Raw genomic sequence first — 11,823 nt, 5'->3', positions numbered from 1 at the left:
GTGCCAGACTGAGCCCATGCCAGAGCAGTCCGAACAGAACCCTTACGGCGGTGCGGCCAAGGCGGCGGCCGGAGTCAAGCGGGTGCGAACCAGACACTTCCAGAACGCGAAACGCGACGGCATCAAGATCACCGGCCTGACGAGCTACGACCAGCTCACGGCCCGCATCTTCGACGAGGCCGGCGTGGACTTCCTGCTGGTCGGCGACTCGGCGGGCAACAATGTGCTCGGGTACGACACCACCCTGCCGGTCACGGTCGACGAGCTCATCCCCCTCACCCGTGCGGTCGCCGGCGCGGTGAGCCGAGCCTTCGTGATCGCCGACATGCCGTTCGGCTCGTACGAGTCGGGCGCCGAGGAAGCGCTGCACACCGCGGTGCGGTTCATGAAGGAGACCGGCGCGCACGCGGTGAAGCTCGAGGGCGGCGTGCGCAGCCACAAGCAGATCCGCCGCATCGTGCAGTCGGGCATCCCCGTGATGGGGCACATCGGGTTCACCCCGCAGAGCGAGCACGGGCTGGGCGGGCATCTCATCCAGGGCCGCGGCGAGGCGGTCGCCCAGCTGCTCGCCGACGCGAAGGCGGTGCAGGCGGCCGGGGCGTTCGCGGTCGTGCTGGAGATGGTTCCGTCCGACGCCGCCCGCCAGGTGACCGAGGCGCTCGACATCCCGACGATCTCGGTCGGCGCCGGCCCGCACTGCGACGGCCAGCTCCTGGTGTGGACCGACTGGGCCGGGCTCACGACCGGGCGCATCCCGAAGTTCGTGAAGCAGTACGCCGACCTCGCGGGCGTGCTCTCGACGGCGGCCCAGGAGTGGCGCGACGACGTCGCGAACGGCGTCTACCCAGGGCCCGAGCACTCCTACGAGTGACCGGCCGGTTCAGTCGTCGGCCGCGTCCTCCTCGGCCCACTTCGCGCTGTTCTCCCGCAGCTTCTCGAGGGCGCGCTCGGCCTCGGGCCGGGTCTGGAACGGGCCGATCCGCTCGGCCGAGGGCGACAGCAGACCGTGCTCGACCTCGCCGGTGCGCATGTTGTACCAGTAGGCGTGTTCGATGTCGTCGACCATGGCCCGATCCTACGCCGCACCTCCCGCGATAGTCTGGCGCCATGGCGAGCACGAAGGCGATCGGCATCGACATCGGCGGCACCGGGATCAAGGGGGCGGTGGTCGATCTCGACACCGGCCGACTCGTCTCCGACCGCATCAAGATCCGCACGCCCGAGGGCGGTGAGCCCGAGGACATCCTCGAGACCGCCCGCGAGCTGCTCGACCGCCTCGACGCGGTGGCGGGCGTCGATGCGAAGCTGCCCGTGGGGGTGTGCTTCCCCGCGATCGTGAAGCGCGGCCGCACCCTGTCGGCGGCGAACATCTCCAAGAAGTGGATCGGGCTGGACGCCGAGACCAGGTTCGAAGAGGTCCTCGAGCGGGACATCCACTTCGTCAACGACGCGGATGCCGCCGGCTACGCCGAGATCCGGTTCGGCGCGGCCGCGGGCCAGGAGGGGCTGGTCATCCTCACCACCCTCGGCACCGGCATCGGGTCGGCGCTCATCCACGACGGCGTGCTCATCCCGAACTCCGAGCTCGGGCACCTCGAGATCGACGGACACGATGCCGAGAGCCGCGCCGCGTACTCGGCGATGGAACGCGAGAAGCTCGACTGGGCGCACTGGGCGAAGCGCCTGCAGCGCTACTACTCGCACGTCGAGTTCCTCTTCTCGCCCGACCTGTTCGTGGTGGGCGGCGGCGTCTCGAAGCACTGGGACGAGTTCGCGCCGCTGCTCGACCTGCGCACGCCGATCGTGCCGGCCGAGCATCGCAACAACGCGGGCATCCTCGGTGCCGCGGCGCTCGCGGTGCCCTGACGCACCCCCGCGGTCGGGGCTGAGGCGAGCGGGCCGGCTGATACGCCGGGTTCTGTTCACCGGGCGCTTGCGCGACACCGGCTGGACGGCCATCTCTCTCGGGACTGCGTTGCCGCAGCCCTCCAGCGGCCTACCCGGAGACGGGACGGGCAGCCCCATGGTCTCCTGTCTGGCCTTGCTCCGGACGAGGTTTACCGAGCCGACCGCGTCACCGCGGCCGCTGGTGGGCTCTTACCCCACCGTTTCACCCTTACCGCGTGCCGAGGCCCGCGGCGGTCTGTTCTCTGTGGCACTGTCTCTCGGGTTTCCCCGGGTGGGCGTTACCCACCGTCCTGCCCTGCGGAGCCCGGACGTTCCTCGGCGCCCGATCGCTCGGGCGACGCGACCGTCTTGCCGACCCGCTCGCCCTGCAAGCCTACCGGGCCGAACCCGTCACGAGCTCAGAGGCCGGACTCGTCGGTGCGCACCAGGATGCGGTCGCACTCCGGGCACTGCAGCACGTCGTCGTCGGCGGCCCGGCGCACCCGCTCGAGGTCGGACCCGGTGAGCGTGATGGTGCAGCCGCCGCAGGTGCGCTGGCGCAGCAGGGCCGCCCCGACACCGCCGCCGCGGGTGCGCCGCTGCTCGTAGAACGCGAGCAGGTCGTCGGGCACCTGCCGGGCGACGGCCTCGCGATCGCGTTCGGCTGCGGTGCGCTCGGCATCGAGCTCGGATGCCGCGTCGCCGCGTTCGCCCTCGAGACGCAGCCGATCGGCGGCGATGGCGGCGCGTTCCTCATCGATGGTCGCGACGACGCGCTCGGCGTCCTCGACGCGCTGCATGACGATGAGCTCCTGGTCTTCGAGGTCGGCGAGCCGCTTGCGCAGCGAGACGAGCTCGGCCTCGAGCGCGGTGACGTCCTTCATCGACGAGGTGTGCGTGAGCCGTTCGCCGTCACGGGTGATGCGCGCCTCGACGATCTGGACGTCGGACTCGATGCGCCCCAGCTCGGTGCGGACGTCCTCCAGGGTGCCGAGGGCGGTCGCGCGTTCGCGGCGCTGGGCGTCGTCGCGGGCGTCGAGCTCGGCGATGGCGGCTGTCTGGGGCAGGGCGTTCAGCCGGTGCGCGAGCTGGGCGAGTCGGGTGTCGAGTCCCTGCACGCGGAGGAGGTCGAGCTGGGCGGATGGGGTGGCCTTCACGTGGTGCTCCTCGTGGGGGTCGTGGTGGGTTCGATCATTGCACGACTGCGAAATCCCACGGATCGGTGCGGAGCTCGGAGACCCGGATGTCGAGCCCCGGGAGCGCCTCGGCCAGCTCGGCCGCGGCGCGATCGAGCCAGAGCCATTCGCTGGCCCAGTGCGACACGTCGATGAGCGCCGGACCCCCGACGAGCAGCGCCTGCTCGCGCGCCTCGGAGGCCGGGTGGTGCCGCAGGTCGGCGGTGATGTAGACGTCGGCGGCCCGCACGGCGGGGTCGGCGAGCAGCGAGTCGCCCGCTCCCCCGCACACGGCGACCGTTTCGACGGGGTCGTCGTAGCCGCCCGAGACGCGCACGCCGCCGGCGGTCGGCGGCAGCAGGTCGGCCAGGGTGCGTGCGAGCCGGCCGAGGGTCGTGGGCGCCGGCAGCCGCCCCACCCGGCCGAGCCCGCGCGCGGGGACGGCGGACGGCACGATGGGCGAGGCATCCAGCAGGCCGAGACGCTCGGCGAGCACCGCGGAGGTGCCGGTCTCGACCACGTCCGCGTTCGTGTGCGCGCCGATGAGGGCGCAGCCGCCGCGGATGAGCCGCGCCAGCAGCGCGCCCTTGTACCGGTCCTCGGCGACGCTGGTCACCCCGCGCAGGAGCAGCGGATGGTGCGCGATCAGCAGGTCGGCGCCCTGCCCGATCGCCTCGTCGACCGTCGCGGCGACGGCGTCGACGGCGAAGAGCACGTGCCGCACCTCGGCATCGGGGTCACCGGTGACGAGCCCCGGAGCATCCCAGGCTTCGGCCCCCGAGAGCGGCCACAACCGGTCGACGACCTCGAGCACTTCGGCGAGCAGCACTGGCATCCGTTCAGCCTAGCCGGGAGGCATCCGTTCGCGACGGTGCGACGCCGGTGGGCCCGGCCGGGCTCGAACCGACGACATCCACGGTGTAAACGTGGCGCTCTACCAACTGAGCTACAGGCCCCCGCGCCGGTGCGGCGCACGCCCATGGTAGTCGAGCGCGCCTACACTCGCGGGCATGGAGCCCCTGCGGCAGCATCCGAGCCGCACCGCGACCGCGGAGCATCGCTGGCCGGCGATCGTCGCGCTCGCGGCGGCCCTCGCGCTCTACGCGCTGCTGCCGAACGCGATCCTCGGGCCGCAGCGCTACATCGTGGTCGGCGTCGGGCTGGCCCTGCTGGTGCCGCTCGTCGTCGCCAACCCGCGCCGGCTCACCCGGCAGACCCCGTCGACCCGCGGGCTGTCGGTCGTGTTCGCATCGCTGCTGGTGGCGACCAACCAGGTGACGCTGCTGTTCCTGCTGGGAACGCTCGTCGACCCGCAGCAGGATGCCCCGGGGCTGCTGGTCGCCGCACTGCAGGTCTGGGCGGTGAACGTCATCGGGTTCACCACGCTGTACTGGGAGCTCGACCGCGGCGGCCCCGTCGCGCGGACGATGCTCGCGCGCGCCGACCTGCCGCCCGCCGACCTGCGGTTCCCGCAGGACGAGGACGACGACGCCGTGACCGAGGTCGCCGCGCGGTCGTCGGCGGTGGTCGACTGGACGCCCCGCTACGTCGACTACCTCTACTCGACGCTCGCGAACTCGATGGCGTTCAGCGCGACGGACGCGATGCCGCTGTCGCCCCGCTTCAAGCTGCTCTGGTCGCTGCAGGCGTTCGGCGGATTCCTCATCCTGGCGCTCGTGATCGCGAGGAGCGTGAACATCCTCGCGTGAGTGCCGCGAGGCATCCGCGATCGCTCAGCGCGGGAGCGTCGCGAGCGCGTCCCGATACGCCTGGAACGGGCGCGGCTCGCCCGGCGATGCGGCGAACGAGGCGCGGACCGACCCGGATGCGTCGATGAGGAAGGTCGCCCGGGTCGCGAAGCCGACCTCCTCGAGGAACGCGCCGTACGACCGCGCGACCGCGCCGTGCGGCCAGAAGTCGCTGAGCAGCGGGAATCCGAACCCCTCCTGCTCGGCCCAGGCTCGCAGCGCGTACTTCGCGTCGACCGAGACGCCCACGAGCTGCACGCCGTCGGCCTCGAACAGCTCGATCCGATCCCGCAGTTCGCACAGCTCGCCGTGACACGTCCGCGAGAACGCGAACGGGAAGAACACCAGCGCGACCGGCCCGCGATCGAGCAGGCGGCGCAACGACGTCGGCGCGCCGAACGCGTCGGGCAGTTCGAACTCGGGTGCGACGGCACCGGCCTGGAGGATCACGTCGGTCAGCCTACGGTCGCCCGGCGACCTGCCCGACATCGGAAGGTGCGACCGCGGGCGGGCATAGACTCATTAGGATGGCGTCGTCGCCCCGGACGGGACCCGTCCGCGCGGGCGCGCGCCGTGTGCGCAGACACCCTGCTGAAGAAAGAGGTCGAGTGTGACTGTCAACGACCAGGACCCGTACTCGGTCGGAGCATACGATGCCGACCCCGATGAGACGGCCGAGTGGAACGAGTCCCTCGACGCGCTCGTCGGAGAGAAGGGTCACCAGCGCGGTCGCGAGATCATGCTGAGCCTGCTGAAGCGGTCGAAGGAGCTCCACCTCGGGGTGCCGATGGTGCCCACGACCGACTACATCAACACGATCGCCCCCGAGAACGAGCCCGAGTTCCCCGGCGACGAGGAGATCGAGCGCCGGTACCGCGCGTGGATCCGCTGGAACGCCGCGATGCTCGTGCACCGTGCCCAGCGCCCCGGCATCGCCGTCGGCGGCCACATCTCGACGTACGCCTCGTCGGCCGCGCTCTACGAGGTCGGCTTCAACCACTTCTTCCGCGGCCCCGACCACCCCGGCGGCGGCGACCAGGTCTTCTTCCAGGGCCACGCCTCCCCCGGCATGTACGCGCGCGCCTTCCTCGAGGGGCGGCTGTCGACGGACCAGCTCGACGGCTTCCGCCAGGAGAAGTCGCACGCGCCGAACGGCCTGTCGAGCTACCCGCACCCGCGGCTCATGCCCGACTTCTGGGAGTTCCCCACCGTGTCGATGGGCATCGGCCCGATCAACGCGATCTACCAGGCGCAGCTCAACAAGTACCTCACGAACCGGGGCATCAAGGATGCCTCCGACCAGCACGTGTGGGCGTTCCTCGGCGACGGCGAGATGGACGAGGTCGAGAGCCGCGGCCAGCTCCAGGTCGCCGCGAACGAGGGCCTGGACAACCTCACCTTCGTGATCAACTGCAATCTGCAGCGCCTCGACGGCCCGGTTCGCGGCAACGGCAAGATCATCCAGGAGCTCGAGAGCTTCTTCCGCGGCGCCGGCTGGAACGTCATCAAGGTCGTCTGGGGCCGGGAATGGGACGACCTGCTCGCCCGCGACCACGACGGCGCGCTGCGCAACCTCATGAACGTGACGCCCGACGGCGACTACCAGACCTACAAGGCCGAGTCGGGCGCCTACGTGCGCGAGAACTTCTTCGGCCGCGACCCGCGCGCGCTCGAACTCGTCAAGCACCTGAGCGACGACGAGGTGTGGGGTCTGAAGCGCGGCGGCCACGACTACCGCAAGGTCTACGCGGCGTTCAAGGCCGCCGTCGAGCACCAGGGCCAGCCCACCGTCATCCTCGCCAAGACCATCAAGGGCTACGGCCTCGGTCCGGCGTTCGAGGGCCGCAACGCGACCCACCAGATGAAGAAGATGACGCTGGACAACCTGAAGACGTTCCGCGACACCATGCGCATCCCGATCAGCGACGCGCAGCTCGAGGAGAACCCGTACCTCCCGCCGTACTTCCACCCCGGCGATCAGGACGAGGCGATCCAGTACCTGCACGAGCGTCGCCGCGCGCTCGGCGGCTACCTGCCCGACCGCCGCTCGACGCACACCGCGATCTCGCTGCCCGAGGATTCGGCGTACGCGATCGCGAAGAAGGGCTCGGGCACGCAGGAGATCGCGACGACCATGGCGTTCGTCCGGCTCCTGAAAGACCTCATGCGTTCGAAGGACTTCGGCAACCGGGTGGTGCCGATCATCCCCGACGAGGCGCGCACGTTCGGCATGGACGCGTTCTTCCCGAACGCGAAGATCTACAACCCGAACGGCCAGCACTACACGTCGGTCGACCGCGAACTCCTGCTCGCGTACAAGGAGAGCCCGCAGGGTCAGCTCGTCCACGTCGGCATCAACGAGGCCGGCGCCGTCGCGGCGTTCACCGCGATCGGCACGTCGTACTCGACGCAGGGCGAGCCGCTCATCCCGATCTACGTCTTCTACTCGATGTTCGGGTACCAGCGCACCGGCGACGCGCTGTGGGCGGCCGGCGACCAGATGGCGCGCGGCTTCCTGATCGGCGCCACCGCAGGGCGCACCACGCTCACCGGCGAGGGGCTCCAGCACGCCGACGGCCACTCGCCGCTGCTCGCCGCGACCAACCCGGCGACCGTTGCGTACGACCCCGCGTACGGGTACGAGATCGGGCACATCGTGCGCGCCGGCCTCGACCGCATGTACGGCGGCAGCCACCCCGACCCGAACGTCATGTACTACCTGACGGTGTACAACGAGCCGCTCGTGCAGCCGGCCGAGCCCGAGGGCGTGGACGTCGAGGGCATCGTCCGCGGCATCCACCGCATCTCCGCGTCGCCCGTCGCGGGGCCGAAGGCGCACCTCCTCGCGTCGGGCGTCGCCGTGCCGTGGATCCTCGAAGCCCAGCAGCTGCTGGCGCAGGACTGGGGCGTGTCGGCCGATGTCTGGAGCGTGACGAGCTGGTCCGAGCTCGCCCGCGACGGCCAGCGCGCCGACGAGCACAACTTCCTGCACCCCGAGGAGGCGCCGCAGTACGCGTACCTCACGCAGAAGCTCGCCGGCGAGCAGGGCCCGTTCGTCGCGGTCTCCGACTACATGCGCGCGGTGCAGGAGCAGATCCGCGCGTACGTGCCGGGCCGCTACGCGACGCTCGGCGCCGACGGGTTCGGCTTCTCCGACACCCGCCCCGCGGCGCGCCGGTTCTTCAAGATCGACGGTCCCTCGGTCGTCGTCCGCACGCTGCAGGTGCTCGCCGAGCGGGGCGAGGTCGACGCGTCGGCCGCGGCTCGCGCGATCGAGAAGTACCGTCTGCACGACGTGAACGCCGGCACGACGGGAACGGCCGGCGGCGAGAGCTGACGGGCGAACCGGGGTGGCGACGAAGCCGAGGACGAAAGCGGAGACGCTCGCATGGTTGCGCACCATCGCGGGCGAACTCGCCACGCGGACGCTGAAGCGACTCGAGGACACGCTGCCGTGGTACGGCGACATGCCCCCGAGTCGCCGATCGGCCGTCGGGCTGGTCGCGCAGGCCGGCATCAGCTCGTTCATCGCCTGGTTCGACGACCCCAAATCGACCCCCTGGATCGCCGCCGACGTGTTCGGGGCCGCACCGCGGGAACTGCTCCGTTCGGTGAGCCTGCAGCAGACGCTGCAGCTCATCCGGGTCACGGTCGAGGTCGTCGAGGAGCGCATCAAGGACGGCGGTGAGCCGCTGCGCGAGGCGATCCTGCTGTACTCGCGCGAGATCGCGTTCGCCGCGGCCGATGTGTACGCGCGCGCCGCCGAGGCCCGCGGGCTCTGGGATGCGCGACTCGAGGCGCTCGTCGTCGACTCGATCCTCACGGGTGAGGCCGACGACGAGCTGCCCAGCCGCATCGCCGCGCTCGGCTGGCACGGCCACGGGGAGGTCGCGGTACTGGTCGGCACCGCGCCCAAGCAGTTCGACGTCGATCAGGTGCGCCGTGCCGCCCGGCACATGCACGCCGATGTGCTCGTCGGGGTGCAGGGCAACCGGCTCGTGGTCGTGATCGGTCGCGCCGAGCCGCGCTCCGTCGAGGGCGAGGACGCGATCGGCACCGCACCGGCGAACACCTTCATGGAGATCGCCTCGCAGCTGGAGCCGTATTTCGGGTCGGGTCACCTCGTGCTCGGCCACGAGGTCTCGAACCTGGTGGATGCCTCGAAGAGCGCGCGTGCGGCGCTCGCGGGTTTCGCGGTGGCACGGTCGTGGCGCAACGCACCCCGCCCGGTGCACGCCGACGACCTGCTGCCCGAGCGCGCGCTCGCGGGCGATGCGCTCGCGAAGGCGACGCTGGTGCACCGCATCTACCGGCCGCTGCAGGCGCACTCGACCGAACTGCTCTCCACGCTGTGGAGCTACCTCGACAACGGCCGTTCGCTCGAGGCGACGGCGCGCGAGCTGTTCGTGCACCCGAACACGGTGCGGTACCGGCTGAAGCGGGTCTCCGACGTGATCGGGTGGGACGCGACCGGCGCCCGCGAAGCGCTGATCCTGCAGACCGCGCTCATCGTGGGGTCGATGAACGACCACGAGATCTCGCCGCGGCGACGCCCGCAGAGCTGAGTCGATCTCACCGCGCCTGTGCCGATCGCACAAGCCTTCAGCCGGATGCTTGTCATCCATGCACACACGCTCGCCTGAGCCGGTTGGCAAGACTGGGATGGTGATCGTCGTCGTGTGCCCAGGTCAGGGCTCCCAGACCCCCGGCTTCCTCTCCCCGTGGCTCGCCGAGCCCGGCTTCGCCGACCGCCTCGCCGAACTGTCCGACGCCGCGGGCGTCGATCTCGTCCGGCACGGCACCGAGAGCGACGCCGACACCATCCGCGACACGGCCGTGGCCCAGCCGCTCATCGTGGCCGCCGGGATCCTCTCGTTCGACGCGCTCGCCGCCGACGGCCGCCGCGACCGCATCGGCGGCGTCGCCGGCCACTCGGTCGGCGAGATCACCGCGGCCGCTGCGACCGGCATCCTCTCGGGCACCGACGCGGTCGACCTGGTCGCCGAGCGCGGCCGGGCGATGGCGGATGCCGCGGTCCTCGCCGCGACCGGCATGAGCGCCGTGGTCGGCGGCGACGAGGCCGAGCTCCTCGCCCGGCTCGACGCGCTCGGGCTCGAGCCGGCGAACTTCAACGGCGGCGGCCAGATCGTGGTCGCCGGCGCCGTCGACGCCCTCGAGGCGCTGCGCGCCGAACCGCCGGCCGGCGCCCGGGTCATCCCGCTCCAGGTCGCGGGCGCCTTCCACACCCGGTACATGGCGCCGGCCGTCGAGCGGCTCGCCGCGAAGGCGGCCGCGCTCGCGCCCGCCGACCCCGCGCTCCCGCTCTGGACGAACCGCGACGGGTCGCGAGTCGCGAGCGGCACCGAGTACCTCGAGCTGATCGTGGGCCAGGTCTCGTCGCCCGTGCGCTGGGACCGCTGCATGACCTCCTTCGCCGACGGCGGAGTCACCGGCATCATCGAACTGGCTCCGGCCGGTGCGCTCGTCGGTCTCGCCAAGCGGGCGCTCAAGGGCGTGCCGACCGTCGCGGTCAAGACCCCCGACGACCTTCCGGCCGCGTTCGAGCTGCTCGACCGCGCCGCCTGACGCCGCCCCGAGGCATCCGGCCCGCCATCGACCGGCCCGAGACATCCGCTCACGAGAGAAAGCCGACATGACCGAACCCACGCTCCGCCAGTCGCAGGGTGTCGCGCACACCCGCATCTACGCCGTCGGTGCCGCGCGCGGCGCGAACGTCGTGCCGAACGACGACCTCGTCGGCCCCATCGACTCCTCCGACGAGTGGATCCAGCAGCGCACCGGCATCGTCACCCGCACCCGCGCCGGCGCCGACGTCGCCGCGCTCGACCTGGCCACCGAGGCATCCCGCGAGGCGATCGCGAAGTCGGGCGTGGCACCCGACGAGATCGACCTCGTGATCATCGCGACCATCTCGAACGTGCAGCAGACCCCGTCGATGGCCGCGGTGGTGGCCGACCGGGTCGGCGCCAACCCGGCCGCCGCCTACGACGTGAACGCGGCGTGCGCCGGGTACACCTACGCGGTCGCCCAGGCCGACGCCCTCATCCGCGCGGGCGTCGCCCGCAATGCGCTCGTCGTCGGCGCCGAGAAGCTGTCGGACGTCGTCGACCCGACCGATCGCTCGATCTCGTTCCTGCTCGGCGACGGCGCGGGCGCCGTCGTCATCGGCGCGAGCGAGACGCCCGGCATCTCGGGCACGGTATGGGGGTCCGACGGGTCCAAGGCCGGCGCCGTGGGCATGAACCACACCCTCACCGAGTTCCGCGACGGCGCCGCCGAGTGGCCGACCCTCCGCCAGGAGGGGCAGACCGTCTTCCGCTGGGCCGTCTGGGAGATGGCGAAGGTCGCCAAGCAGGCGCTCGAAGAGGCCGGCATCGGCCCCGGCGACCTCGCCGCGTTCATCCCCCACCAGGCGAACCTGCGCATCATCGACGAGTTCGCCAAGCAGCTGCGACTGCCCGAGTCCGTCGTGATCGCACGCGACATCGTCACGACCGGCAACACCTCGGCCGCCTCCATCCCCCTGGCGACCCACCGTCTGCTCGAAGAGCACCCCGAACTCTCCGGAGGGCTCGCCCTCCAGATCGGCTTCGGCGCCGGACTCGTGTTCGGCGCCCAAGTGGTGGTTCTGCCCTGAACCGCCGACACCCGTCCATCTAGACTGTCCAACGGTCATACGACACCCCTGAGGAGAAACAACATGGCACTGTCCACCGAAGAAGTGCTGGCCGGCCTGGCCGAGCTCATCAACGACGAGACCGGCATCGCGACCGACACGGTCGAGCTGGACAAGTCGTTCACCGATGACCTCGACATCGACTCCATCTCGATGATGACGATCGTCGTCAACGCCGAGGAGAAGTTCGACGTCAAGATCCCCGACGAAGAGGTCAAGAACCTCAAGACCGTCGGCGACGCCGTCGACTTCATCGTCAAGGCCCAGGCCTAGTCGGTTCGCGGACGGACCGGGGCCGTGCTCCGGTCCGTCCGCG

At 71.2% G+C, this 11,823-nt stretch carries 12 protein-coding genes, 1 tRNA gene and 1 other RNA gene; 8 read left to right on the top strand and 6 right to left on the bottom strand.

Translation table 11 applies throughout. The features are described 5' to 3' along the window. The first annotated feature begins 16 nt into the window (after positions 1 to 16). The gene (gene panB, locus MTO99_RS04365; RefSeq protein WP_243557289.1) at positions 17 to 871 is read left to right on the top strand and encodes a 3-methyl-2-oxobutanoate hydroxymethyltransferase; all 855 of its coding nucleotides are present in this window, start codon (positions 17 to 19) and stop codon (positions 869 to 871) included. Positions 872 to 880: 9 nt separating this feature from the next. Here panB and MTO99_RS04360 read toward each other — a convergent pair whose 3' ends face one another. Further along, on the bottom strand, positions 881 to 1,066 hold the full coding sequence (locus tag MTO99_RS04360) for an SPOR domain-containing protein (RefSeq protein WP_243557287.1): 186 nt from the start codon (positions 1,064 to 1,066) through the stop codon (positions 881 to 883). Positions 1,067 to 1,107: 41 nt separating this feature from the next. Between MTO99_RS04360 and ppgK the strand changes: the two genes are divergently transcribed. After that, the gene (ppgK, locus tag MTO99_RS04355) at positions 1,108 to 1,866 is read left to right on the top strand and encodes a polyphosphate--glucose phosphotransferase (protein ID WP_243557285.1); all 759 of its coding nucleotides are present in this window, start codon (positions 1,108 to 1,110) and stop codon (positions 1,864 to 1,866) included. A gap of 25 nt (positions 1,867 to 1,891) precedes the next feature. Here ppgK and rnpB read toward each other — a convergent pair. The 4 genes from rnpB to MTO99_RS04335 form a co-directional block, all read right to left on the bottom strand. Then, positions 1,892 to 2,267, bottom strand: an RNA gene (rnpB, locus tag MTO99_RS04350) — RNase P RNA component class A. Positions 2,268 to 2,306: 39 nt separating this feature from the next. Next, complete coding sequence (locus tag MTO99_RS04345) at positions 2,307 to 3,044, bottom strand: zinc ribbon domain-containing protein (protein WP_243557282.1); 738 nt, start codon at positions 3,042 to 3,044, stop codon at positions 2,307 to 2,309. Positions 3,045 to 3,078: 34 nt separating this feature from the next. Next, entirely contained in the window at positions 3,079 to 3,897 is an 819-nt protein-coding gene (locus tag MTO99_RS04340; RefSeq protein WP_243557280.1) for a Nif3-like dinuclear metal center hexameric protein, read from the bottom strand. A gap of 48 nt (positions 3,898 to 3,945) precedes the next feature. Beyond that, positions 3,946 to 4,018, bottom strand: a tRNA-Val gene (locus MTO99_RS04335). A gap of 54 nt (positions 4,019 to 4,072) precedes the next feature. On the opposite strand from MTO99_RS04335, the gene MTO99_RS04330 reads away from it, so the two are divergent. Beyond that, positions 4,073 to 4,771, top strand: coding sequence for a hypothetical protein (locus MTO99_RS04330; protein WP_243557277.1), 699 nt, complete (start codon positions 4,073 to 4,075; stop codon positions 4,769 to 4,771). 24 nt (positions 4,772 to 4,795) lie between these two features. On the opposite strand, the gene MTO99_RS04325 is transcribed toward MTO99_RS04330, so the two are convergent. Then, entirely contained in the window at positions 4,796 to 5,260 is a 465-nt protein-coding gene (locus MTO99_RS04325) for a peroxiredoxin (RefSeq protein ID WP_243557274.1), read from the bottom strand. 160 nt (positions 5,261 to 5,420) lie between these two features. Here MTO99_RS04325 and aceE point away from each other — a divergent pair, with 160 nt between their 5' ends. The 5 genes from aceE (at position 5,421) to MTO99_RS04300 (ending at position 11,780) form a co-directional block, all read left to right on the top strand. Beyond that, positions 5,421 to 8,147 carry a pyruvate dehydrogenase (acetyl-transferring), homodimeric type gene (gene aceE / locus MTO99_RS04320; protein ID WP_243557272.1) on the top strand — a complete coding sequence of 909 codons (2,727 nt, stop codon included), beginning with the start codon at positions 5,421 to 5,423 and terminating at the stop codon, positions 8,145 to 8,147. A 13-nt stretch (positions 8,148 to 8,160) separates the two neighbouring features. Next, positions 8,161 to 9,375 carry a PucR family transcriptional regulator gene (locus tag MTO99_RS04315; protein WP_243557269.1) on the top strand — a complete coding sequence of 405 codons (1,215 nt, stop codon included), beginning with the start codon at positions 8,161 to 8,163 and terminating at the stop codon, positions 9,373 to 9,375. A gap of 100 nt (positions 9,376 to 9,475) precedes the next feature. Continuing rightward, a complete protein-coding gene (locus MTO99_RS04310) occupies positions 9,476 to 10,396 on the top strand; it encodes an ACP S-malonyltransferase (protein ID WP_243557267.1) in 921 nt (306 codons plus the stop codon). 67 nt (positions 10,397 to 10,463) lie between these two features. Then, positions 10,464 to 11,468, top strand: a complete 1,005-nt coding sequence (locus MTO99_RS04305) for a beta-ketoacyl-ACP synthase III (RefSeq protein ID WP_243557263.1) — start codon at positions 10,464 to 10,466, stop codon at positions 11,466 to 11,468. A 63-nt stretch (positions 11,469 to 11,531) separates the two neighbouring features. Beyond that, positions 11,532 to 11,780 (top strand): acyl carrier protein, encoded by a 249-nt coding sequence (locus tag MTO99_RS04300; RefSeq protein WP_056731598.1) that lies wholly within the window; start codon positions 11,532 to 11,534, stop codon positions 11,778 to 11,780. The last annotated feature ends 43 nt before the right edge of the window (positions 11,781 to 11,823 follow it).

The organism is Agromyces larvae (assembly GCF_022811705.1).
GTDB lineage: Bacteria > Actinomycetota > Actinomycetes > Actinomycetales > Microbacteriaceae > Agromyces > Agromyces larvae.
The sequence above is the reverse complement of the archived record's forward strand: the minus strand, read 5'-3'. Positions and strand labels throughout refer to the sequence as shown.